The organism is Nodosilinea sp. LEGE 07298 (assembly GCF_015207265.1).
Classification (GTDB): Bacteria; Cyanobacteriota; Cyanobacteriia; order Phormidesmidales; family Phormidesmidaceae; genus Nodosilinea.
In genome coordinates this window covers 1-24,020 of the sequence record NZ_JADEXE010000077.1, presented here as the reverse complement: position 1 = coordinate 24,020, position 24,020 = coordinate 1, and the positions used below count along the sequence as shown (strand labels likewise).

The 24,020-nt window shown below is 57.0% G+C and carries 23 protein-coding genes; 8 read left to right on the top strand and 15 right to left on the bottom strand.

Annotated features, from left to right (window positions below; translation table 11 throughout):
* On the top strand, positions 1-966 hold a 966-nt coding region (locus IQ273_RS12690), incomplete at its 5' end, for a sodium:proton antiporter (protein ID WP_194023539.1).
* Positions 967-1,222: 256 nt separating this feature from the next.
* Here IQ273_RS12690 and IQ273_RS12685 read toward each other — a convergent pair.
* On the bottom strand, positions 1,223-1,900 hold the full coding sequence (locus IQ273_RS12685) for a TrkA family potassium uptake protein (RefSeq protein ID WP_194023538.1): 678 nt from the start codon (positions 1,898-1,900) through the stop codon (positions 1,223-1,225).
* A 211-nt stretch (positions 1,901-2,111) separates the two neighbouring features.
* Here IQ273_RS12685 and IQ273_RS12680 point away from each other — a divergent pair, with 211 nt between their 5' ends.
* The 3 genes from IQ273_RS12680 to IQ273_RS12670 all read left to right on the top strand — a co-directional run bounded on the left by IQ273_RS12680 (position 2,112) and on the right by IQ273_RS12670 (position 5,243).
* The gene (locus IQ273_RS12680) at positions 2,112-2,921 is read left to right on the top strand and encodes a glucose 1-dehydrogenase (RefSeq protein WP_194023537.1); all 810 of its coding nucleotides are present in this window, start codon (positions 2,112-2,114) and stop codon (positions 2,919-2,921) included.
* 207 nt (positions 2,922-3,128) lie between these two features.
* A complete protein-coding gene (locus IQ273_RS12675) occupies positions 3,129-3,557 on the top strand; it encodes a photosystem I reaction center subunit II PsaD (RefSeq protein ID WP_194023536.1) in 429 nt (142 codons plus the stop codon).
* Between the two features lie 156 nt (positions 3,558-3,713).
* Positions 3,714-5,243, top strand: coding sequence for an anthranilate synthase component I family protein (locus IQ273_RS12670; RefSeq protein WP_194023535.1), 1,530 nt, complete (start codon positions 3,714-3,716; stop codon positions 5,241-5,243).
* A gap of 62 nt (positions 5,244-5,305) precedes the next feature.
* On the opposite strand, the gene IQ273_RS12665 is transcribed toward IQ273_RS12670, so the two are convergent.
* Complete coding sequence (locus IQ273_RS12665; RefSeq protein ID WP_194023534.1) at positions 5,306-6,049, bottom strand: hypothetical protein; 744 nt, start codon at positions 6,047-6,049, stop codon at positions 5,306-5,308.
* Between the two features lie 594 nt (positions 6,050-6,643).
* Here IQ273_RS12665 and IQ273_RS12660 point away from each other — a divergent pair.
* A complete protein-coding gene (locus IQ273_RS12660) occupies positions 6,644-7,336 on the top strand; it encodes an S-layer homology domain-containing protein (RefSeq protein WP_194023533.1) in 693 nt (230 codons plus the stop codon).
* Between the two features lie 23 nt (positions 7,337-7,359).
* Here the strand turns inward: IQ273_RS12660 and IQ273_RS12655 are convergent, their stop codons facing one another.
* A complete protein-coding gene (locus IQ273_RS12655; protein ID WP_313898099.1) occupies positions 7,360-7,905 on the bottom strand; it encodes an Npun_F5560 family protein in 546 nt (181 codons plus the stop codon).
* Positions 7,906-8,230: 325 nt separating this feature from the next.
* Complete coding sequence (rpsF, locus tag IQ273_RS12650) at positions 8,231-8,599, bottom strand: 30S ribosomal protein S6 (protein ID WP_194023532.1); 369 nt, start codon at positions 8,597-8,599, stop codon at positions 8,231-8,233.
* 175 nt (positions 8,600-8,774) lie between these two features.
* Between rpsF and IQ273_RS12645 the strand changes: the two genes are divergently transcribed.
* On the top strand, positions 8,775-9,551 hold the full coding sequence (locus IQ273_RS12645) for a fumarylacetoacetate hydrolase family protein (RefSeq protein WP_194023531.1): 777 nt from the start codon (positions 8,775-8,777) through the stop codon (positions 9,549-9,551).
* A gap of 3 nt (positions 9,552-9,554) precedes the next feature.
* Here IQ273_RS12645 and IQ273_RS12640 read toward each other — a convergent pair whose 3' ends face one another.
* The 4 genes from IQ273_RS12640 to rimO all read right to left on the bottom strand — a co-directional run bounded on the left by IQ273_RS12640 (position 9,555) and on the right by rimO (position 13,424).
* Positions 9,555-10,049 carry a Tic20 family protein gene (locus IQ273_RS12640; protein ID WP_194023530.1) on the bottom strand — a complete coding sequence of 165 codons (495 nt, stop codon included), beginning with the start codon at positions 10,047-10,049 and terminating at the stop codon, positions 9,555-9,557.
* A gap of 171 nt (positions 10,050-10,220) precedes the next feature.
* Complete coding sequence (locus IQ273_RS12635) at positions 10,221-10,418, bottom strand: hypothetical protein (protein ID WP_194023529.1); 198 nt, start codon at positions 10,416-10,418, stop codon at positions 10,221-10,223.
* A gap of 185 nt (positions 10,419-10,603) precedes the next feature.
* Entirely contained in the window at positions 10,604-12,013 is a 1,410-nt protein-coding gene (locus IQ273_RS12630) for a DEAD/DEAH box helicase (RefSeq protein ID WP_194023528.1), read from the bottom strand.
* A gap of 55 nt (positions 12,014-12,068) precedes the next feature.
* Positions 12,069-13,424, bottom strand: coding sequence for a 30S ribosomal protein S12 methylthiotransferase RimO (gene rimO / locus IQ273_RS12625; protein WP_194023527.1), 1,356 nt, complete (start codon positions 13,422-13,424; stop codon positions 12,069-12,071).
* A gap of 365 nt (positions 13,425-13,789) precedes the next feature.
* On the opposite strand from rimO, the gene btpA reads away from it, so the two are divergent.
* Both btpA and IQ273_RS12615 read left to right on the top strand, forming a co-directional pair.
* Positions 13,790-14,635 carry a photosystem I biogenesis protein BtpA gene (gene btpA, locus IQ273_RS12620; protein ID WP_194023526.1) on the top strand — a complete coding sequence of 282 codons (846 nt, stop codon included), beginning with the start codon at positions 13,790-13,792 and terminating at the stop codon, positions 14,633-14,635.
* Between the two features lie 154 nt (positions 14,636-14,789).
* Positions 14,790-15,710 (top strand): vitamin K epoxide reductase family protein, encoded by a 921-nt coding sequence (locus tag IQ273_RS12615; protein WP_194023525.1) that lies wholly within the window; start codon positions 14,790-14,792, stop codon positions 15,708-15,710.
* A gap of 107 nt (positions 15,711-15,817) precedes the next feature.
* On the opposite strand, the gene IQ273_RS12610 is transcribed toward IQ273_RS12615, so the two are convergent.
* From IQ273_RS12610 to IQ273_RS12580, 7 genes are all read right to left on the bottom strand, one after another.
* Positions 15,818-16,693, bottom strand: a complete 876-nt coding sequence (locus IQ273_RS12610) for a DUF2267 domain-containing protein (protein WP_194023524.1) — start codon at positions 16,691-16,693, stop codon at positions 15,818-15,820.
* A gap of 66 nt (positions 16,694-16,759) precedes the next feature.
* The gene (locus IQ273_RS12605) at positions 16,760-17,050 is read right to left on the bottom strand and encodes a hypothetical protein (protein WP_194023523.1); all 291 of its coding nucleotides are present in this window, start codon (positions 17,048-17,050) and stop codon (positions 16,760-16,762) included.
* A gap of 249 nt (positions 17,051-17,299) precedes the next feature.
* Positions 17,300-18,994: a CapA family protein gene (locus tag IQ273_RS12600; RefSeq protein WP_194023522.1), complete on the bottom strand. Its 1,695-nt coding sequence runs from the start codon at positions 18,992-18,994 to the stop codon at positions 17,300-17,302.
* A 337-nt stretch (positions 18,995-19,331) separates the two neighbouring features.
* Positions 19,332-19,766: a hypothetical protein gene (locus tag IQ273_RS12595; protein ID WP_194023521.1), complete on the bottom strand. Its 435-nt coding sequence runs from the start codon at positions 19,764-19,766 to the stop codon at positions 19,332-19,334.
* A 38-nt stretch (positions 19,767-19,804) separates the two neighbouring features.
* Complete coding sequence (locus IQ273_RS12590) at positions 19,805-21,202, bottom strand: ammonium transporter (RefSeq protein WP_194023520.1); 1,398 nt, start codon at positions 21,200-21,202, stop codon at positions 19,805-19,807.
* Between the two features lie 249 nt (positions 21,203-21,451).
* Positions 21,452-21,979, bottom strand: coding sequence for a hypothetical protein (locus IQ273_RS12585; RefSeq protein WP_194023519.1), 528 nt, complete (start codon positions 21,977-21,979; stop codon positions 21,452-21,454).
* Positions 21,976-23,811 (bottom strand): DUF1989 domain-containing protein, encoded by a 1,836-nt coding sequence (locus IQ273_RS12580; protein ID WP_194023518.1) that lies wholly within the window; start codon positions 23,809-23,811, stop codon positions 21,976-21,978. The genes IQ273_RS12585 and IQ273_RS12580 overlap by 4 nt, the downstream gene beginning before the upstream one ends.
* Positions 23,812-24,020: the final 209 nt, after the last annotated feature.

The window sequence follows — 24,020 nt, the reverse complement described above, 5'->3', positions numbered from 1 at the left end:
GGGCTGGGTTATCTGTGCGTGGGCCTGTTTCAGCAGCTCGACGATGCCCTCAGCAACATTTTGCTGACGGTGGCGGTGTCGCTGGGCACGTTTCAGATTGGTCAGGCGCTGGGGGTATCGAGCGCGATCGCCGTGGTGATTGCTGGACTGGTGATTGGCGAACTGGGCTTTCGCCAAACCTCGGCTTCAACCAAGGTAACGCTGCTCAACTTTTGGGAATACGCGGGCTTTGGAGTCAACACGTTTATCTTTTTGCTGGTGGGCATTGAGGTTGACCCCAGCCTGCTGCTGCAAACGATTCCGGCGGCCCTGTTTGCGGTGGTGGCCTACCAAACTGGCCGCATTCTGACCACTTACCCGCTGCTGTACCTGCTGCGCTTTATCGATCGCCCGCTGCCCCTGCGCTGGCAGCACGTACTCATTTTGGGCAATATCAAGGGGTCGTTGTCGATGGCGCTGGCGCTGAGCCTGCCCCCCGATCTGCCGGGGCGATCGCAGGTGGTGGCCCTGGTCTTTAGCACTGTACTGGTGTCGCTGGTGGGCCAGGGGCTGAGCCTGCCCGTGCTGGTCAAACGGCTGCGGCTGAGCGTTCCCTCGGTCACGAAGCAGCGGATCGAAACTCTGCAGCTCAATTTGATTGCCGCCAAAGCCGCCCAGCAGGAGCTAGCCAACCTGCTGCAGTCGGGCAGCCTGCCCAAAAACCTCTACGAAGAGCTGTTTGCCGCCTACCAAGCCCAGATCGCCGCCGCTGATCGCGACCTGCGCGACTTTTACAATCAGCGCACCCTCAACGATAACGCCCACCTAGAAGACCAGAGCCACCTCGACGGCCTGCGTCGCCGCCTGTACTTGGCCGAAAAAGGGGCCGTTAACGATGCCCTGCGCAAAGGCCTGCTGTCGGAGGAGACCAGTCAGGCCTACGTGCGATCGCTGAACGAAAAGCTGCTCTCGCTCAAGGACGACTGACCTCCAGAATCTAATCCTTTAGCTGAATTGACAGCACAGACTAGAGCTTGCTAGCTTAAGCGTAGTCGTTATGATTTTAATTAGATCAATGGGAGATTGAGCAATGAGTTCAGCACTTGTCCGTGGACTGCAGGCAATCAGAGATGCCGTTAAACGCAGCAATGACGCCGTGGCTGAGGGTCGCCGTCTGACCCGTCGCCGCTAACTTGTCGCAAGATCTCTTGTCGCTAGATCTGTGGCTAGTTCTAAGGACGCATCACGCACAAAGCCCCATAAAATCGAGCATTTTTCGCACCAGACCGGGTTTGGTTACCGCCAAAATGGTCGAGCCGCTCTCCAAAATGGTGCTGCCGTTGGGTATGGTCAAATCTTCGTGGGGGTGGGCCTGATAGCCAATAATCAGCGTCCCCGCCGGAAAGCGAGCATCTTGGGCAATTTCGGCCACGGAGCGCCCCACAATCGTGCACTGCTGCGGAATCGGCAGCTTTAGCACCTCCACCTGCCCCTGCTCAAAGTGCATCATGGCCTCAACCTGGGGGTACTCAATGGCGCTCACCATGCGGTTAATGGTGAGTTCGGTGGTGCTGATGGTGTGGGTAGCCCCAGCCAGCTGGTAGGGTTCGGCAAAGTCGCGATCGCTCATGCGTACCACCGTTTGGGGCACGCCGTAGTGCTTGGAGAGGGTGACGATCGCTAGGTTAAGCGCGTCTTCGGGCAGGGCCGCAATCACCGCATCGGCCTTGCGAATGCCCGCCTCTAGCAGCGTGGTGGTATTGACGGCGCTGCCCTCGAAGGCCATCACGCCGATTTTTTCGCGGGCGTACTGGCAGGCCAGGGGGTCGGTATCGACCACGGCTACGGTGTGTCCTTCAGCAAGTAGAGTTTTTGCCAGCTCCAGGCCCAGCATGCCAGCACCGCCAATCAAAACGTACATGCTTAAAGACTCCTTAATCGAGGACAGTCAAGCTGCTATAGGGAGAATTAACCCCCCAGAGGGATATACCAAAGTTTGAGGCTTTAGTATGCTCACCCGAGAGACACCAGAGCTATGCCAGAGCTGTGAACGTATCTTTAACAGTATCGCTACTGCACGCACCACCCCCCACTCACCACGACATTCAACGACCACCCCACGGAGCTACCTCATGAAAGGACTGACCGGCAAAACCGCCCTTGTTACCGGTGCTTCATCGGGCATTGGTCAATCGATCGCCATTCGTCTGGCCCAAGAGGGCTGCAACATAGTGATCAACTACCGTAGCGACAGCGATGGGGCCGAAGACACCCGCCGCCAGGCCATGGAAAAAGCCTGCAAAGATATCGAGGCCTGCGGTGTCAAAGCCCTGCTGCTACAGGGTGATGTGTCTAAAGAAGAAGACGCGATCGCCCTGGTGCAGCAGTCGGTCGACCATTTTGGCCAGCTCGATATTTTGGTCAACAACGCGGGCGTGCAGACCGAAAGCCCTTCCGAGGCGATCTCGATCGACAGTTTTGACAAAGTGCTGGGGGTCAACCTGCGTGGGGCCTACCTGTGCGCCCGCGAAACTCTGAAGCACCTGCTAGCCCAAAACCGCCCTGGCAGCATTATCAATATTTCCAGCGTCCACGAAATTATCCCTCGGCCCCAGTACCTCAGCTATTCCATCAGTAAAGGGGGCATGGGCAATATGACCCGAACGCTGGCCCTAGAGTACGCTGCCAAAGGCATTCGAGTGAACGGCATCGGCCCTGGGGCTACCATTACTCCAATCAACGACGAGTGGACCGAAGACCCCGCCAAACAAGCTGAGGTCGAAAGCCACATTCCCATGGGCCGAGCCGGCACCAGCGAAGAAATGGCCGCCGCCGTGGCCTTCCTCGCCTCCGATGAGGCCGCCTACATCACCGGGCAAACCCTCTATATCGACGGCGGGCTAACGCTGTATGCCGACTTCCAAGAACCGTGGTCGGCCTAAAGAAAGGGTGTAAGGTTCAGGGTATAGGGTTCACGGTGACCCCTACACCCTGAGTCCTGGACCTAAAACCTCTACCGTAAACGGATCCGGTTGCCTTCATCCAGCCATCCCTTACCTGAAGAACTGTTACACTTCCTCAACAATCGGTATTACCCCCTGCTCTTGCGATGATACGATGCCCATCAAACGGTTGAGAGATAGGACTTCATGACTGAAACACTGACAGGTCAAACACCTATTTTTGGAGGCAGCACCGGCGGTCTCCTCACCAAAGCCCAGGTCGAAGAAAAGTACGCCATCACCTGGACCAGCCCCAAGAAGCAGGTTTTTGAAATGCCTACTGGTGGTGCGGCTTTCATGAACGAAGGGGACAACCTCTTGTACCTGGCCCGCAAAGAGCAGTGCCTGGCTTTGGGTACCCAGCTACGCACCAAATTTAAGCCCAGGATCGATAACTACAAGGTCTATCGCATCTACCCCAGTGGCGAGACCCAGTACCTGCACCCCGCAGATGGTGTTTTCCCTGAGAAGGTGAATGAAGGCCGTGGGGCGGTAAATAGCATCGACCGCAACATTGGGGCTAACCCCGACCCGGCTACGATTAAGTTTAGCGGCAAAACCACCTACGAAGTGTAGGTTAATCTCGCTGGTTTCAACCCTTTGAAGCCTGGCGGTAATCCGCTAAGTGCTGACTGTGACTGTTGTGTTGTGAGGGGCGTAGCTTAGGCTAGGCCCCTTTTGCTATCTAGGGATCTAGTTGTGTGCCCCCGCTAGGGCGGTAGAATAAATGCCATGATTTTCCCCGCCTTTGAGCAATTTCAGGCCTACGCCACCCAGGGCAACTTTGTGCCGGTCTATCAGGAGTGGCTGGCCGATTTAGATACGCCGGTATCGGCCTGGTATAAGGTGTGTGCTGGGCAACCCTACAGCTTTTTGCTGGAGTCGGTGGAGGGAGGCGAAACCCTGGGCCGCTACAGTTTTTTAGGCTGCGACCCGCTGTGGGTTTTAGAAAGCCGGGGTGACCAGTCTACCCAAACTCACCGCGACGGTAGTGTGGTCGAGCACGCGGGTAACCCCTTCGATACCCTGGCCGCCTGTCTCGCCCCCTACGACCCGGTCAAGCTGCCCGCTCTGCCCCCCGGCATCGGCGGACTGTTTGGCTTCTGGGGCTACGAACTGATCCGCTGGATTGAGCCAACGGTGCCAATTTATCCGTTAAACGATAGCGATCTGCCCGACGGCTTGTGGATGCAGGTCGACAGCCTGCTGATTTTTGACCAGGTGCAGCGCAAGATTTGGGCAGTAGCCTACGCCGACCTGCGAGATTCAAGTCTGGATGTGCGGGCGGCTTACGAAGGAGCGTGCGATCGCGTCCACCAACTCCTCCACAAGCTCACTCTGCCCCTGGCCCCGACCCAGGCTACTTTACCCTGGCACCCGCCCTCCAGCCAGACGCCAACCGTGGCTTATACCAGTAACCGTACCCCGGCTGAGTTTTGCGCCAGCGTTGAGCGGGCTAAGGCTCATATCCAGGCTGGGGATATCTTTCAGGTAGTGATCTCCCAACGGCTCAATACCACCTACGGGGGCAACCCATTTGATCTGTACCGATCGCTGCGGCAGATCAATCCTTCCCCCTACATGTGCTATTTCAACTTCTACGACTGGCAGCTGATTGGCTCTAGTCCTGAGGTGATGGTTAAGGCCACCCTGGCCGACGACCCCAGTCAGCCTCAGGTGGCCACGGTGCGCCCCATTGCGGGCACGCGCCCTCGGGGCAAAACCGTCGCCGAAGATACCGCTTATGAGCACGATCTGCTGCAAGACCCTAAAGAACGGGCCGAGCACGTCATGCTGGTTGACCTGGGCCGCAACGACCTGGGCCGGGTCTGCCTCAGCGGCACCGTGCAGGTCGATGAACTGATGGTGATTGAACGCTATTCCCACGTTATGCACATTGTCAGCAACGTGGTGGGCCAGCTCAGCCCCAGCAAAACCGCCTGGGATTTGCTCAAGGCCTGTTTCCCGGCAGGTACCGTCAGCGGCGCGCCCAAAATTCGCGCTATGCAGATTATTCACGACCTAGAGCCCTGCCGTCGCGGCCCCTACTCCGGGGTCTATGGCTACTACGACTTTGAGGGGCAGCTCAACACCGCCATTACCATTCGCACGATGGTGGTGCAGGCGCTACCCGAAGGCGGCCACAGCGTTGCGGTTCAGGCTGGGGCCGGACTCGTCGCCGACTCGGTGCCAGAACTGGAATACCAGGAAACCCTAAATAAGGCCAGGGGTATGCTCGAAGCTATCCGGTGTTTGAGTTAACAGGTATCAGACAGCAAGGTTCTATGAGCGTTCTTCAACCTGCCGCTCATGCAACCTGCTTCTTACAAACAACCCTCGGCCCAGGTTACAGAGGGAAACTGCCCGGCACGAAACTGTGTTATCCGGCCCTGATCGTCGGTTTCAAAGACCAGTCGATAAACGTCTTCACCGGGGTCTTGAGGGGTAAAAACAACGGTTTTGCCGAGGGTGACTGGGTTGGCGGTCGCCTCTAACTGCTTGCCATATACTCGCACCAGGTCTCGCTCGGTTGAGCCAATTTTGATGCCGCTGCGAGTCGTGGTCAAACTCCCTGGCCAGATATCGACGCGCAGTATCTGGTCGTCAATGGCCATGAGCCCAATGGGTTCGCCGTAGTCTTGAATGCGGTAATACTGGCATTGGCCACTGCTAGCTTCGGCAATCGCTACCAGATTGAGCCCTGTCTCCTGCAGTGTCTCCAGGTTCATCCCAATGCGAATGGGGCCAAGGCCAGTGGTTTTGAGATCAGCCGCTAGCAAGGCCAGGGTGGGGGTGGCATCAATATCGGTTTCGGGGGCCAGGGCGATCGCCCGCTGCATGACCCGCAGCGACTTAATCGGGGCCAGCACGCCGCTGAGTAGCGTACTGGCTTTAGCGGTGTAGTGGGGTGATTGCCTGGCTGTAGGTGCAGTAGCGGTTTGACCATAGGTCGCCTGGGCTACCTCCGTAGGCCGTTGGCCGTAGCCGACCGCCACCAAACCAAAAAAGGATGTGCTGGCAGCGATCGCCGCCAGCACTCCCAAACGTTGTTGTCTCCCTTTGACCATTAATCCTCATCCGATGCGTGGACTCAAGTTGATGGGTGACCGGCAGACGCGCTACTCCCCCAGTCCGGAGGTATAACAAACGAGTGCGTTAGCTTTGAACCCGCCCCAAGTTTAGTCTCAGAGTATCCCATCTAATTCCGTCTAAATAAACGTCCCCTTTGAGGTCGAAAACTCGGTCCGTTGGGCCGGTTGCCGTAAAACTCTGGATCAGTATTTAGCTGGAACGCTCTCAGAAAAGTCTAAACCTTAGGCAAGAACTATCATAGTGGGCAAGCCCAGTCAATATTTGTGACCGGCTGCTCTAGTTTAGCAGTAGCCGCCTCTTTGCCTCCAATGCCACCGTTCTTTCGCCTACTGCCTCGCCCACTGCATCCCTCTAAGCGCCCAGCCGAAGCAGCGCCTGGGGCTTGGCTGCGTCGGTTGGCACCGGTTGGGCTATTGGCGATCGCAGTGGGCTTGGCCCTGATCACTGCAATCGCCAGATATCCTCTGAAAACCAGGTCTACCTTGGTACCCGTAGCCTCCTCTTATTCCCAGGGTAGGGGCAGAGGCCTCCAGACGCTATTCAACCGCAGTCAGCAACAACGCCAGCCCTTGATCGTACCGTTGCCGGTGCTGCCCCAGCCCCTGCCGCCCCAGCAGGCCTGGCCCGCCCTACCGCTGGTGCAGGGTCAGCCTGGCTTTAGCGACCTTAACAGCGGGCACTGGGCCTGGCCCATTCTGGTCGACCTGAGCCAGCGCAACCTGATCGCAGGCTTTCCAGACAACACGTTTCGCCCCGCCGACCCCATGACTAGGGCCGAGTTCGCCGCCCAGCTGAATCAGCTGTTTAACCTGCCCCTGGAGCGATCGCGACTAGCGGGAGAAAACACGTACACCGATGTGGCTACCAGCCACTGGGCCTACAGCAGCGTACAGCAAGCGGTGCAGATGGGCTTTCTTAGCGGCTATTCCGACGAAACCTTTTTGCCCGATCAAACCATTAGCCGTATTCACGTCATTGTGGCTTTGGCTAGCGGGCTAACGTTGAAATCTAACAGCAGCGCGACGACGGTGCTCAAACCCTACAGTGACCGGGGCCAAGTTCCACCGTGGGCCGCTCGTTCGCTGGTAGCGGCCACAGAGGCCGGTCTGGTAGTGAACTACCCCGATCTCAATCAACTGGCCCCCTACCGGCCTGCTAGTCGGGCAGAGGTCGCCGTTATGCTACACCGGGCGCTAGTCTACACTGGCACCCTGCAGGACATCCCGTTTCGCTACGTGGTAGAGCTACCGGAGATTAAATAAGTCTGGAGCTACCGTTTCCGAGTCTAAAAAGATGGTAGAGAAATACCGTCTAGCCCCTCTTGCTCTAGGGTGGGCAGCTCTAGGCGCTGGCTACGGCGAGTCCGCATGGCTAAGCGGTAGCTTACGCTTTGCAGTTCGGCCTGGAGCTGGCGATTTTCGCGCTGAATTTCGGCGACGCGCTGCTTGACGGCGGCCATGCGATCGGCAAATTTTTGCCGGTAGACCGTGGGCAGCTCTTGCACCACCTGCTCTAGCATGCGGGTGCGATCGGTGAGTTCTTGCACCGTTTGCCGCAGCTGTAGCACTTCACTGTCGCGCTCTTCGAGCTGTCCCTGGTAAAAATCAATTTGCTTTTCGACCCCACGCAGCTGATCGCGCAGTGCCGACATTTCGGCCTGGTGCTGCTCAGACACTTCGGGGCTGGGTACAAACCCGGCGTTGCCCTTAACCAACCGAAACAGCTCCTGCGATAGCTGCTGTACCAGCTGGTCGCGAATGGCCAACTCCGACTCGAGTCGGGCAATTTCAGCCTGCTGTTCGTTCATGTCTGAATATGAAGACTGCGCCACGAGACTACTCCCACACCTATCAACTAACCTACTACTCGATGCCCCAAAGCTTGAACTACCCTATTTCGGCCCCTAATTCGACTCAGTAACCGCCTGGGCTAACTGCCGAACTAACCTAGTCAGGCCCTAATTAACCAGGGTGAGTAAGTTGCTGCTAATTTATAGCACCTGTCGGGAAACTTGGCACACTAAATTATGATGATGGCCAGCGCGCAGCCCACAGCTAGGCCAATCCTACAACCCATACCCCCAAAACAATACCGCTGGTCATTCTCACGATTGAATGAGAATGGCCAGCGGCAGGTTGTGAATATCCGGTCAGCGGTTATTCTTCTTCGCTAGCGGCGGTGTCAACAGCGACCTCTTCCACCGGTTCTTCGACCTCGGTGGGCAGAGGCTCGTCAGACTCTTGCTTAACCGTCAAAAATCGAATAACTTCTTCGCTAAGGCGCATAGCTCGCTCTAGGGGCGCGATCGCGGCCCCAGGCCCGGTGTAGTTCATCTGAATGTAGATGCCCTCGCGGTTGCGATCGATTTCGTAAGCAAGACGGCGCTTGCCCCGGTGCTGGGTTTCTAAAATAGAAGCGCCCTGATCCTTAAGCATGGTCTGATATTTGCCGATGGTGGCATCAATGGCCTCGTCGTTGAGGTCGGGCCGCAGAATGTACATGGTCTCGTACATGTAAGCTCTCATGAAAACTCCTTGTGGACATAGTGGCCTTTAGCAGCCAAAAATAGGCATAAATAAGCGCTAATGGCGATCGCCGCCATGCACTTATCCACGCCTAGGGATTGGCGCAAAGACAAGGATCTACAATCATACCAAGAATTAGCAGGCCCAGAGTTAGAAAATCAAGAGTTAGAAAATTATGGCGCAACGCTACGTTAGGGTTCAGTCTCAAACCGGGCAACTGCACTATGGGCTGCTGCGCCCCGATCGCAGCGTGCAGGTGCTCGACGCGCCGCCGTGGCTTCAGGGGCAGCCCACCGAAGTTGAACTCCTGGCCGGCAGTTACGACCTGCTAGCCCCCTGTGCTCCCTCCAAAGTGGTTGCCGTGGGCAAAAACTATCCCGACCACGCCGCCGAAATGGGCACGACCACGCCGTCTGAACCCCTGCTGTTTATCAAACCTTCTACAGCAGTGACGGCAGCAGGGGCACCTATTTATTATCCCAGCCAGTCCAGCCAGGTCGACTACGAAGGCGAACTGGCCGTGGTGATTGGCGATCGCTGCGCCCACGTGCCCCCCGACGAAGCCCGCGCCAAAATCTGGGGCTACACCATTGCCAACGACATCACCGCCCGCGACCTGCAAAAACGCGATGGTCAATGGACCCGAGCCAAAGGCTTCGACACCTTCTGCCCCCTGGGACCGTGGATTGTGCGCGAACTTAGTCCTGGAGCCAGGCTGCAAACCTTTCTCAATAATCAAGAGACGCCTGTGCAGTCTGCCTCGGTCGACGAAATGACCTTTAGCCCCGACTACCTGGTGGCCTACATCAGCGAAATTATGACCTTGCTGCCAGGCGATGTGATTTTAACCGGTACCCCTGCCGGAATTGGCCCCCTGACCGTGGGCGATCAGATCAGGGTGGCCATTGAAGGCATCGGCATGCTCGACAATACCGTGGCTCTGCGGCTTTAGTCCCTAGCGCACCTGCATGTGCACAGCCTCTGAAATGGTTGGAATCTCTGCGTATAGCCCCCGAAAGGTCTGTACTAGGGAAAAGCCAACCGAAATTAGCATGCCTAAAAACAGCACGTTAGAGAGGGTGCTGAACAGCAGTGCTCCAAACAGGCTGGGGTCGAGCAGGCTGAGAATAAGGCTAAATACCGCTAAAATAATGCTCAACAGAATGGCTTGCATCGTGTTAAAGCGAATGAACCGGCTAATATTTTCGTTGCGCACCACCAGCAAAATCAGCGCAAAGAACACAATCAGGCCAAAGAACGGAATTGTTCGTTCTAACGTTCCGTAGACGGTGATCAGCGGAGCTAGGGGCAGCAGCAAAAACCCAAATACCGGGAACTGACTGATCAGCTGGAGGCCGTAGGGCAACCCAGCCGTGATTGGCAAAATATAAGGTAGGGCCGCCAAAACGCGATCCAAAACGTTGGGGTTGGGGGAGCTGCTCCAGGTCATAACATTTCTCCAGGCAATAGGCTAAAGGCTATCGGGCTATAGCCTTACCATATCGCAAACTCTGGTTTGCCGGAGAATGGGGGAGTGAAGCCTCAGATTTGACACCTGAAATCAAGGCCCGAAGGCGGGGCCAAACGTCATTCCCAAACCCTGCACGCCTGAACTGCACCCCTATTCAATATCGGCCACTCGAAAGCCCATTTGGCACTCAAACTGGGTCGGCTGGGTTTGGTCTAAACCCGCCACCCGATGACCACAGCGCAGTACCCCCTGCTGCCAGCGGGGCTGACCGTGGCGATCGGCCATCAGGCAGTTGCAGCATACCGCCTGGGGCGAAATAAGTTGGCTCTCAGTCATTATGACCAACATGTGGTTACCTCCCGTGGGCCAGGGTTAACCTGATCTTGTCCTAATCTTAGGATGCCCTAGGGAACCTGCTGTGTGCTGGCATACGTAATCAAACGCAAACGGATAGCGCTACCTTAAGGTGTTTTAGACCCAGGCTAACGCTATCCGCAAGGCACCTTGATAAGGCACTGGTAATTGAAGAACCGCTACTCTTTTGCTTTACTGACTTCCCGCGACTCAGAGGTCGACCCTTTCCGCTTTTTAGGCAGGGGTACGCCCCGTTCAGACAGCTCAGGGTCGCTGCTGTGGTGCTCTCGCTGCCAGGCGGGCACGGTTTGGTCGTAGGCCATTTGCAGGGCCGCTGCCGCTACGGTTCGCAGGTCATACTCTTCGCTGAGCTGAGAAACAATGGGCAAGAACGACGCTAGCCGCTCGCTGGTAATAGCGTCACGCACCTGGCTACGCAGCCGCTCCAGGTTGCGGGCAGCGATTTCAGCTCGGGTTGGAATTTTCATCAGCGTCATGGGCTGCTTGGTGTGGCGCTCAATCTGCCGCAGCTTGTACTTCTCTAGGGGTGTCACCAAAGAAATAGCTACCCCGTTTTTGCCAGCTCGTCCGGTACGGCCAATGCGGTGCACGTAGCTCTCCATGGCGTCGGGCATGTCGAAGTTGATCACGTGGGTGAGGTCATCGACGTGCAGACCACGGGCGGCGATATCGGTCGCCACCACTAGCTTCACCTGCTGCTGGCGAAACCGCATCATTAGTCGTTCGCGCTGTGACTGGCTGAGGTCGCCATGGTACTCGTCAACGCTGTAGCCCGCCGCCTGAAGCTGACGGGTAAGGTCGCCCGCAGTGCGGCGAGTACGTACGAAAATAATGGCGGTTTCGGGGTCTTCTAGCTCCAGAATGGGCTGGAGGGCTCGTACCTTGGTCCAGCCCCTCGGCACGATGTAGCTCACCTGCTGAATTTGCTTGGGTGAAGCCTTGGGCGACTGCACCGTCACCGTCACCGGAGATTGGAGATACTTGGTGGCCAGCTCGCGAATTTGGGGAGCCATAGTGGCCGAGAAGAAGGCGGTTTGCCGATCGGCCGGGGCCTTACTGAGAATTTTTTCGACGTCTTGAATAAAGCCCATATTGAGCATTTCGTCGGCTTCATCAAGTACCAGCCAGCCCAGGCTTTTGAGCGACAGGCTGCCCCGATTGAGCAAGTCGAGTACGCGCCCTGGGGTACCCACTACGATCTGAGTACCTCGATTGAGCTGCTCCTGCTGACGCTCAATGGATTGACCGCCGTAGAGGGCCAGCACTTTGGGGCGACCGCTGATGCGAAAGCCGCGCATGGCCTGACAGACCTGAATGGCTAACTCGCGGGTGGGGGTGAGTATCAGAGCCTGGACAGTCGGATTGCTAGAGTCAACCTGCTCCATCATCGGTAGCGCAAAGGCGGCGGTTTTGCCGGTGCCGGTTTGGGCTTGACCAATCAGATCGCGCCCCGAGAGCAGGTGGGGAATGGCCTCTGCTTGAATAGCCGTGGGTTCTGTGTAGCCCATGCTTTCAAGATGGCTAATACGGGCTTCTGACAAACCCAGGCTAGTGAACGATAAGGTCATAGTGGTTCCTCGGGACGGTGAACAAAAGATAGGGGGCAAACGGATGTGGATGGAACTAATGGGCCAGGCTTAGCGCAGGCGCAGGCTCTGAGACTACAGGGATAACTTCACCAAACAAGTCGTAGGTATCGGCAGCGGTAATGGTGACGGGCACAATCTGGTTGAGGGGAGCGGCCCCGGTCACGTAGACCAAACCATCGACCTCAGGGGCGAAACGGATCGATCGCCCGATTGCCATACCGGTGGCCGGGTTCTCCTGCTCGATTAGCACATCGACCACGCGGCCAATGTGAGCCCGGTTGTGCTCCCAGGCGATGGGCTGCTGGGCCAGCATGAGGGTCTCACGACGGCGATCGCGCTCGGCCTGCGGTACCTGGTTGGGTAGGTCATAGGCCGGGGTACCTTCCTCGGCGGAAAAGCTAAACACCCCTACGTGGTCAAACCGATGCCGCTCGACAAAGGCCAGCAGATGCTCAAAGTGGGCCTCGGTTTCCCCCGGAAACCCGACGATAAACGTCGTTCGCAGCACCGCTTCGGGCAGGGCGTCTTTAATCCGGTGAATGACGTCGTCGTTGACCTGTCCCTGCCAGGGGCGGTTCATGGCCCGCAGCACCTCTGGGTGAGAATGCTGTAGCGGCAGATCGAGGTAAGGCAAGACGTTGGGGGTTTCGCGAATGGCGGCAATCACCTCGGGGGTGAGCCCCGTGGGGTAGGCATAGTGCATCCGTACCCAGGGCACATTGACCTCGCCTAGGGCGCGCAGCAGCTCGGCCAGGCGGGGTTTGCCGTAGATATCGAGGCCATAGTTGGTGGTGATTTGGGAAATCAGCACCAGCTCTTGCACCCCTTCGGCGGCGAGCTGGTGGGCCTCGGCCACAATCGACTCAATGGTGCGCGATCGCTGGTTGCCCCGCAGGTGCGGAATGATGCAAAAGGCGCAGCGATAGTCGCAGCCTTCGGCCACCCGCAGGTAGGCCACGCTGGAGGCGGTGGTGCGGTAGCGGGGCACCGTTTCATCGGCAATATAGGTAGGTTCTGGGGAAACTAGCTTCACCCGTTCGCCCGCCTCGGCCCGCTCGATCACTTCGACAATGCGGTTGTAGTCGCCGGTACCAACTAGGGCCACGGCTTCGGGAATTTCTTCGAGCAGCTCGTGCTGAAAGTGCTGAGCCAAACAGCCTGTAATCACCACTTTTTTCTGAGCGGCGGCTAGCTCAACTAGAGTGCGCACCGACTCTTCTCGCGCCGCTTCAATAAAGCTACAGGTGTTGACCACTACGTAGTCGGCCAATTCTTCGTTGGCGTCGACCTGGTAGCCAGCCTGCACCAGCAGTCCCAGCATGTGCTCGGTGTCGACCCGGTTCTTTTCGCAGCCCAGGTGGTTAAATGCAACCGTTGGCTTTAGCCCCATGGTGTCTCTTGTATCTCGTAATATATGAACACGCCAATCTTGCCAAAAGCTTGAGGTCATCAACGCGATCGCACCAGCGCAATCGGGCACCGCTTGATCGGTACCATCGTCCCTAACGCCACAGCTTAGGCATCCATCAATCCTGTGTTGACGAATTGCCCAGCAAATCTTTTGGCCAATGGCACCAGGGGGCAATACAAATTAACACTCATAAATAATACAACACAAAAGCAAGGGGTGTCCTAAATCGGACCCCAGGGGTTGATATGCTGATAGGGTAAGTTGGCGTTTGCTGCGGCGAGTGCTGTGGCGAGCCAGGTTTATCTACTGTTCTTTCACGTTCTGCGAGTCCAGGCAAAATTCACGTGGACTTAATCGAAGTCTTCAACACCCAAAACCCGGTCATCGGGGTGCTACACCTCCTGCCCCTGCCTACCTCACCCCGCTGGCAGGGGGATTTACAGGCCGTTGTCGATCGCGCTGAGCAAGAGGCCACGGCTCTCGCCTCGGGCGGCGTGCACGGCATTATGATTGAGAATTTCTTTGACGCCCCCTTTGCCAAAGGCCCGGTCGACCCGGCGGTGGTCAGCGCTATGGGTCTGGTGGTGCAGCGACTGCAAACCCTGATTACGGTACCGCTGGGCATCAACGTATTGCGCAACGATGCTCGCAGCGCCCTGGCGATCGCCACCTGCACCAAAGCCGCCTTCATTCGCGTCAACGTGCTGACCGGGGTGATGGCCACCGACCAGGGGCTAATCGAAGGCTGTGCCCACGACCTGCTGCGCTACCGCAAAGAGTTGGGCAGCTCGGTGCAAATTTTGGCTGATGTGCTGGTCAAACACGCTCGCCCGCTAGGGTCGCCCAACCTAACTACAGCCGTGCAGGAAACCATTCACCGGGGGTTAGCTGACGGCATTATCTTGTCGGGCTGGGCTACGGGCAGCCCCCCCAGCCTCGAAGATCTAGAGCTGGCCAAGGCCGCTGCGGGCGATCGCCCCGTGTTCATTGGCAGTGGGGCCGACGTAGACAACATTGGCACCCTGATGAAAGCTGCCGACGGTGTAATTGTCGCCAGTTCCCTCAAGCGCCAGGGCAATGTCAACCAGCCCATCGATCCCGTTCGGGTCGGACAATTTGTAGAAGCTATGCAGGAAGGTCTGCAAGCCCTTGAGGGTACTCTGTCCTACCCAACTATGGTGACATCTTAGGAGTGACGCCTTAGGGCGATGCATTGGGGGTGTACTGTCCACCCTGGCCTGGGCATTAAGATAGAAACGGGAATCGCCACGTTTCGCCGAGCGATTGGCTACCCTAGTTGGCAGTTTAGAGTTTGGGTTAATCGTTGTGGAAGAGAGGCGCATCATGAGACGTCGTCGTCAGGAGAGCCGTTGGATTCATCGCTGGTCGCGCTGGCTGGTGGCGGGGATTGCCTTGATCGGTGCCTTGGGCACAGGCTATCTAACCGTTGCTAAGCTAACGGGCGGGGGAGCCTGCCCCACAGAAGGGTGCGATCGCGTGCTCTCTAGCCCCTGGGGTACCGTATTTGGCTTGCCCTTAACGCTATTTGGCTTTTTGGCCTACGGCACCATGCTGGTGATGGCCGTTGCCCCTCTGCTGATCAATGCCGACCAGAACAAAGCTTTGCGCCAGAAGCTCGAAACCTGGACCTGGCCGCTGATGTTTATGCTGGCCTCGGCCATGCTGGTATTTAGCGGCTACCTGATGACGGTGCTGGCCTTTGAGCTACAGACGGCTTGTCCCTACTGCATTGGCTCGGCGCTGTTTGCCCTCTCCATGTTTGTAATTATTTTGCTGGGCAACCGTTGGGACGACGTAGGACAGCTTGCCTTTATTGGCCTCATCGTCGGTGTGGTGACGATTGTCGCCACGCTAGCCGTCTATGCCCCTATCAGCTCCGGAGGTAGCCCCAATGCCGATGTCGCCGGGCAGGCTGGGCCACCGATTACCACCGCTTCTGGCCCAGCCGAAGTTGCCTTGGCCAACCATCTCAACGATATTGGCGCGACGATGTATGCGGCCTGGTGGTGCCCCCACTGTCACGACCAAAAGCAGCTGTTTGGCGCTGAAGCTACCCAAGCTCTTAACTATGTAGAGTGCGCCGAAGACGGCCAAAATCCCCAGACCGACCTGTGCCGCTCTAAGCCAGAGATTACCGGCTTCCCCACCTGGGAAATTAACGGTGAGTTTTACTCGGGTACCCAGAGCCTGGCGCGATTGGCCGAGCTTTCGGGCTATAGCGGGCCGACCAGCTTCCAACGCTAACGTTCAAGCCCCAATCTGGCTCGTAAAAACCCGATTTGGCCATAAATGAAGGGTGCGTCACCGCTTACTGGTGACGCACCCTCTTTAAGTTGAATTGACCGACCGCGCTAGGCTGTTTGCCACATCTCGCGCACTTTACCTTCCGGTAGCCATTGGGCCACTGCCTCAATTCGCTCGGGGGATAGTTCATCCTTGGTGGCTGAGAACACGGCAGAGACCACAATCTCTGCATTGACTGTTTTCGGTACACCGGCTTCGTTATCTACCCGGGTCAAAAACAGTTTGGAGTCGATCCCAATGGGGGCTGGCCCTTTTAGCGGGGGGCGAATGCGGCTTAGCAGGCCCACAATCGGATTTCTGTCTTTCCAAAGATCAGCCACCTCCATCTGAAGGGCTTTTTCGTCGGTCGGCAGGACAGAATCGTGCAGTTCTGCCTGCACTCGGTCAGCCTCGGCTGTGGTCATCACGTCGCGCATGACGCGAAAGACGGTCTCCGTGATATCTCGCGCATCGTAGATATCGGGCAGGCCACCTTTTACTTTGACCTTTTCTAGAAACGGCGTGTGCTCGTTGATCAGCGGCACCTTCGGCCCTTGATCCAGGTCTTTAGGAGGCTTCTCCTCCATATCTTTGAGCATATTTTTCCCCTTCTCGGTTAGAGTAGCTCGCTTGAAGGTAATCAGGTGAGGCAAAGGGCCATCTTCGGCACCAAAGGTGTTGGCAACGCGGAAGCCGACCTCGTCGGAATCCACCACGCTGGGAACGTCTTCCTGGTTGCCGTAGGCATTGCCGGTAAACTCAGCGTCGATGTACTGTCGCTGGTTGAGATAGTCGAGGTGGCCTAGTAGGTCAGATTTCGTCAATCCTAAGCCGGTGAAGTCGGTGGCAGAAAAGTTTATTTCTCCCTGCTGGTCGTTTTGGTTAAAGTCGTTAATCTTTTCGAGAATGATGAACACTGCATCGTCACGAATAGCAATTGGCATAAAGCCTCCTTTGGTATGAAGAAATCGGTTGGTCAGCGTTGCTGCCAGGCAGCCCGGTCATCACAGCTACTCTTCGACGTACATGGGTGGTTCAACGGGGAAGTTGTCAAGTTTGCCGGATTCATCGATCACAAATCCGTGGGAGGTTGGCAGCGTGCCTTCTTCTTGGGCCGCGTAGTCTTCTATTTGCTGGCGATTTTGCTCTACATCCACATTGGATGGAATTTTTTCGTCGTCGGGGTTGACGTTGGTTGGCTGAGCCGTTTGCACAGCCCACTGGTTGCCAGGCGCACCACGCCCCGGTTCAGCTTCTTTAGGATCACCGACTTGCTGGGGCCGAATATTTTCGTCAGTCATAGGGGTTGTTTATAGTTACTAGCTATCGCCTTGCCGAAATCTATCAACCAACCGCGATGTGCGATCGCCTGATCTCAGCAACTACGACATTCCTCAGACAAGCTAACGTGGCCCCCGCAGAGCACAACACTGTCATTGGTAGCAGTTCGCACCGATTCGCCTTCCGCCTTTGGCCAGATTTTGGTGTGACGAGCGATCGCCAGAATACCTGTATGGCCAGGTGTAGACCTGTTTTGCCGATCGGCTCAGTTACTGGGGCCAGATGTAGCCCAGGTCATCGATCGCAAGCGGGGTGTCGGGAAAGTCGCGCTGGGTGAACTGGCGCACCAGCACAACGCCGCCAAAGTGGTCATCAAGGTAGGGCACACCATTGCGATCGAGGGCGACGGGGATAATGCGCCCGCTGACAAAGTTGCCCTGGGCATTGAGGTTGGTCTGCAATATCAGCGATGTACCCAGAGGCCCGACCGTAGAGAGGCTGCGGTAGCCCAAGAAGTTGCCTAGGGAGTAGGCGATTAGTTTGCCGTTATAAAGCTCCAGTGCGCGCGGAACGTGGGGGCCGTGGCCCAGCACCAGGTCGGCCCCGTGGTCGATCACAGTGCGGGAAAAGCGCACCACATTGCCCCGGTTTTCGGAGTAGAACATTTCGTCCTGGTCGCGGGTGACGGTGGCGTCGGTGCCCTCTTTACCCGCGTGAAACGAGACGACGACAATATCGGCCTGCTGCTGAGCCGCTTGCACCAAGGCGATCGCGCCCTCCAAATCCTGCACCCGGTTGTGCTCTGAGTAGTTGCTAAAGCCAATAAAGGCCACCCGTTGCCCCTGGGCTTCTACCACTATAATTTCGCCCTTGCGGCCTACAGCCTTCATTCCCGCCGCTTCGATGTGGGCAATGGTGTCTGCAAAGCCCTGCTCAAAAAAATCCATCGAGTGGTTGTTGGCCACGCTTAGCACATCAAACCCGGCGGCCCCCAGCACACTGGCGTACCAGGGCGGGGTGCGAAAGGCAAAGGTATTGGCACGGCCCGTATCTTTGGCGCTGTGGGGCACCTCGGTCAGGGTGCTCTCAAAATTGCCAAAAGTAATGTCGGCATCGCCCAGGTGGTACTGAATGCCGCCAAACAGGTACTGCCACTCGTCGGGCAGTCGGTAGCGCTGATAGTCGGTGCCAGGAATAATATCGCCGACCGCTTTTATGGTGAGGGTGACGGGGGCGGTGAAGGTCGGCGGGGTGAGGGCAGCCGTTCGCTCAGCTGCTATGAGCGGTTGAATGGGAGTGGCTAAAGCCGCAGTGGGTTCTACCACAGAAACGGCGACAACCTTGGCTTGGTTAGCGGCACGCTGGTCGTAACGCCACTGGGTAACCCCGGCCGCCAGCCCAAATCCCAGTACGATCGCGGTCGGTAGCACCACCCACCGCCGCCGCCAGCGGCGATCGCGTGGTTGAGGCGGACTTGGTCCCAGATCAACCAGCGGTGCCGCCCCCAAAGAAACGGGCAGAGAAGCGGGCAGAGACACAGGATGCTCTAGATCGCTAACGTCTGCCTCAGCCGCCTCAGGTAGAGCAGTCTGCGAGATCGGAGTCGTAGGCCGCGCAGGGTCTAGGCTAAAGTCATACTGCCAGCGGTTGAGCAGGCGCTTTTCGGTGCCGTCTAGCACCTTGAGCTGGGTAATAGTTTCAAGCCCTAGGGCATTCACAGTGGCGTGAATACGGTGCAAATAGCCATTTAGCTGCGGCGACTGGACCGTCGTGAGAAAGACATAGAGGGTGCGATCGCGGCGAGAAACCTCTACGCGCACCTGGCGATCGCCGATCGTGGTGGTGAGTAAGTGGGCGATCGCGTCCAGATCGCCAGCCTGCGCCTGGATCCAGCTCGCTTGTTGAGTTAAATCGGTAATATTCACCCGCAAAAAGGCATCCTGCGCTCCGTTACGCCAAATCATACCGTTGAAGCCGGTTTTTTGGGCTTATCTAGCAAGCGTCGGCTCAGAACGTCTGCGCACCTGGTATAGCCAGAGTCACCTGAGTTAGGACATCCATAAAGCCTGAGAACGTTCAAACGTTTGAACGTTCTCAGGGAAACAGTCCTTACCAGACTGGCTACAGCTATAGCGTCACAATATGGAGCGTTGTAGCTGTTGGCTAATGCCTTCAGCTACCAAGCCAACCCAATAGCACCGTGTTTTGCCTAAAAAAGACCCCACTGGCATGACACCAGTGGGGTACAAGTGGGTTTGTGTAGAACGCTATTACTCGTTATGAGCCGTCAACACGACTGCTCTATCGAGACGACTTGATATCGCGGTAGAGGCCTTTGCGGCGCGATGCCTTAGAACCTCGCGATCGCAGCGGTAGGCCAACTCCGGCCAGACCCAGTAGCCCCAGCGCCGATTTAGCACCAGGTTGGTGAATCGTTGCCTGAGGTTGTGTTTCTGTGGACTGGTGGGGTTGAGTAGTCTGACGGTACTCTGCCCCAGCCAGCGAAACCAGCCCCGCGACAATTAAGGCGCTGAGGTGGTTTAACGATTTGTCTACCGCAGGCACTTCGTAGTGGGTTGAGAAGGTCCTGACCAAAAACCAAATGAACAATCCAACGCAGATTAACAGGGCAATGGTATTAATCGCCGGGCTATTGGCGAAGGTGTAAATGGCACCCCCGGTTGGGCCATCAATGGCCCCCTCAAACTCTTCGAAGGTAGAGAATGGACTTGACATGTCACTTGCTCCTCAAAATTTCTAGCATCCTGACCGGCTTAAGCCTTGTGACTGGGTTCAGTCATCGACACGGGAACCATGGGTGAATGGCCGTTTTGCTCAGGCAAAATAGAATATTCTGGATAGCCCCCAATGCCAAAGTCAGCCAGGTCAAGGCCTGCAATTTCTTCGGCCTCAGAAACGCGGAGCATGCCCAGCTTTTTGAGGACAAAACTAACGCCATAACCTGGAATAAAGCCCAGAAGGATAGCGGAAATGAGCGCCCCAATTAGCTGAGCGCCAAAGTTGATGGCGGGAACGCCCTCAGGCTGCGGATAACCAGCGGCAAAAATGCCCACCATGAGCGAACCAAATAAGCCACAGTAGCCGTGCACAGCGAAGGCTCCAACAGCATCGTCGATACCGGCTTTCTCAACCGCATTACCCACAAAGGGCATGGTGTAAGCCCCAACAAAAGCCAGAATAATTACGATCGCAGGGCTGTAGATATCCATTGCCGCAGCGGCCGAAATTATTCCAGCTAGACCGCCAGAAATGGTGTAAAACGGGTCAGCTTTGGACCCCATGTAGGCCCCGACCAAACCGGCCGATAGCGCCAGAGTCGTATTCACCCCAATGGAGGCCAAGGTCATGGGCGTACCGTAGATCGTGATCGCCCCGGTTTGACCCGGTACGAAAATGACGCAGGCGGCTAAAAAGGCATAGAAGCCCACAAAAATGAGCATTAGCCCCACCATGGTGAGAGGCAAATTGTGGGGCATGATAACGCGCGGCTTGCCCTGGGCATCGAACTTGCCAATGCGGGGACCGAGATTAATCAGTACGCCCAAGGCGAAGAACCCGGCTACGGCATGGAGCAGGGCAGAGCAGCCAAAGTCGTGGTACCCCATTTGGGTAAAGAACCAGCCGTAGGGGTTCCAGCCCCAAGCCGCCGCTACGACCCAGGTGAACGAGCCTAAAACAATGGCCAAAATGCTGTAGGCCCCAATCTTGATGCGCTCGATAACGGCTCCGGAAAGAATGGAGGCCGTGGTCATGGCAAACAGCGCAAAGGCAAACCAGAATACGCCAGTCAGGTTATCGGCAATGTTTGGTCCCAGAGCCGGTGACCAGGGGTATGAAGCCTGCACTAGTCCCAGCACCTCGCCGACGGTGCCGTCGGCTGCCGGGTCAGTCCAGGGGCCGACCACGCCGCCCTGTAGTGGAAATAGCGGAAAGGCGTTGTATACCCACCAGCCAAAGAAGAAAAAGGTGAGACCGACCAGAGACAGGGTCATCAGGTTTTTGACCATGGTGGCCAAAACGTTCTTGGAACGGGCCGCACCACCTTCGTAAGCTAGAAAGCCTACGTGAATCAGCAACATGAGCACAGAGGCCCAATAGTAGTAGGACTCTGAAACAAAAGTTGCTAAAAACTCTTGCGATTCAGGAGACATAGATAACTCCTAACTGTCAGTTAAGTTATACGAAAGAACCCGTTTAAACAGAACGGTCAACCGGCTTAAACACAAACGTGCTCAAGGCTGCTGAAAAAGCTGACCCGTTCTCGAAACAATCGCTGCTGGACTTCAGGAATTCAACCTGGTCGAAGGCAAACTTAAACCCTAAGTTGAGCCCAAACCTAAATAACAAGCCGCACTGTTTTTTGGAGGTCAACTTGTTATGTCAAGAGTGTGCAATGCAAACTAAGTACGGGCTGTAGTCAGCGATACTGAACCGTCGTTGAGAGATTGAATTAGGTGCTCCAATGTCTCAATTTGGGTTTTGGCCACGTGCAGTTCTAACGCTGGTTGGCCTGCGATCGGGTGGTGCCAGATCAGCACTGGCAGAGTAGCTATTTGGGCCGGTACCGCGCAGTGCAGGGGGAGGGAATGGAGGCGGTGGGGGGCTCTAACCGCAGCCTGGGCGATGAGTGCGGTGAGGTCGACAGTCGAAGCCTGGTTCGAAAGCGCCAGCGTCCCCATCCAGGCCAATCGTTTCACCCAGAGCTGAAGCTGGCGATCGGCCACATGTTGATCTAAGGGGCCGGGGTAGGTGACGCGGAAGTTGCGATCGCACAGCCGCAGCACCGCACAGGGCAACCCTTCAAGGGTTGTTTCCATCGACTGATAGGGCGCGAGGTAATCGATCGCCTCACCAAACAGCGCTCTGGCTGCCACCAGGCCATCTCTCCCCGCCATATCCCAGGGTGGCGTCAGCAGAGGTAATGTCATACCCGCACTCTACTCTTGGTTGGATCAAAAGCCGCCAATGGCCCCACTGTCGCTGTCACCCTGCGCTTCAGCCCATCCAGCAGGCCGACTTCGACGCTGGTTTCTGCCGCTGCAAATTCTGGCACGACCTGAGCCATGGCAATGCTGGCCTTGAGGATAGGCGAAAACGTCGCGCTGGTAACGTGCCCGACTCGCCACCGCTCCCCCTGGGCGAAAACCGGTTGCCCGTGGGCGGCCATCTCTGGCCCCTCTAGCACCAGGCCCACCGCTACCCGAGGTGGATGGCGACGGATATCGTCTAGGGCAGCTTTACCGATAAAATCGGGCTTTTTCATTGCTACGGCCCAACCAATGCCGGCCTGGTAGGGCGAGGTCAAGTCATCAAACTCATAGCCCATCGCCAGCAATCCGGCTTCGATGCGGGCGCGATCGAGGGCTTTCATGCCCAGGGGCAGCAGCCCCGCCGGTTCCCCGGCGTTGATCAGCACATTCCACAGCGCTGCGCCATGCTGAGGATGGGTAAATAGCTCGTAGCCTAGCTCTCCGGTATAGCCTGTGCGGGAGATGAGCACAGGAATGTGATCAATATAGGATTCTAGAAACTGGAAGTAGCCAAGGGATTTGACCTCTGGCACCAGGGCTTGGAGAATATTGCGAGAGAGGGGGCCTTGCAGGGCGAGGTTGTGAATGCGATCGCTCACTGCTGCCACCGTTACATCCCATCCATTCTGGTTAGCAAGGCTCTGTAGCCACGGGCCATCGGTGTCGCAGTTGCCCACGTAGCGGTAGTGGGTGGGGCCGAAACAAAACACAATGCCGTCATCGACCATGCCGCCGTGGGGGTTGAGCAAACAGCCGTAGGCCGCCTGCCTCGGTGCCAGTTTCGCCAAATTGCGAGAAAAGGCGTACTGCAATAGAGCCAAGGCATCTGCGCCTTGCACCTCAAACTTGCGCAGGGCTGAGAGATCCATGAGTGCGGCTCGCTGGCGCAGCGCCCAGTATTCGGCCTGGTCGCCCTGGTGAGCAAAGGTTTGGGGTACCCAAAAGCCGTTGTACTCGCTTAGGTCATCGGTGAGCTGGCGGATGCTGGGGGTAAAGGCGCTGTCCTGGGTCATTCTTAGCGGCAGATCTGCCGCTACCCGTCGCCCTATCGCTCGGGCAAAGGTCTGCTCCGCCGCATAGATGCGCACGTGAATGGGGGTAGGGTGCCAGCCGTTGGCCGGGTCAATGTCGTCGGGGCAGGCCGAACTGGCGCAGAGCAAGTCTTGATGGGCCAGCAGCAGTACATAGTCGCCGGGGCGCGAGAGAGCTTCTTCAAACCCAATCGCCCCGTGGCAATCGACGCTGGTGTTGTAGAAAAAATTGAGGGCAGGCCAGCCGGGGCGCGGCTCAATGCCGTAGGGGGCCAGCACGCGGTTAAAGTTGTCGCTACAGCTGGGGTGGCCGGGATAGCCAGAATCTTCGTAGTAGCGGGCGGTGCAGGCCAGCAAAAAGCTGTCGTGGCGATCGCAGGTGTCTTGAATAATCTCAGTCAGCGGCTGCATGGCCTGGGAGTAGGTTTTGCTGGGTAGCCCCGCCTGGGGTACGGCAACTCCCGTGAGCGTGCGGGTCACGGTGGCATCGAGCGGGTCGCTGTAGTTAGCCCCGCCAAAGGCCAAAAAATCGGAGCACTGGGAACCCGCGACATCCATAATTTGAATGTATTGGCCAGCGGCGACGGGATATGCGATCGCCTCCCCCGCCGCAATGCGATATTCTGCCACCACCTCACCTAGCGGTGGCGGAATATCGGTGAACGGGTTTGTTGGTGAAATCCTGAGTGCAGTTGTCATAACAAGATTGCATCAGATATCTTGGGTCGTCGCGGTGGTGCAGACTACAGAACCCAAGAACGAAGTTGTCTCCTGCGCGCCCGTCGGAACTATCCCTGCGCCATGATTCAAGCCGATGGGATTTGCTTGAAAGATAAATCATCTCACTTGAGCCCCGGCTGAGGCGGCGATCGCCGCCAGTTCCTTGAAGTTGTGTCACGGGTAGGAGG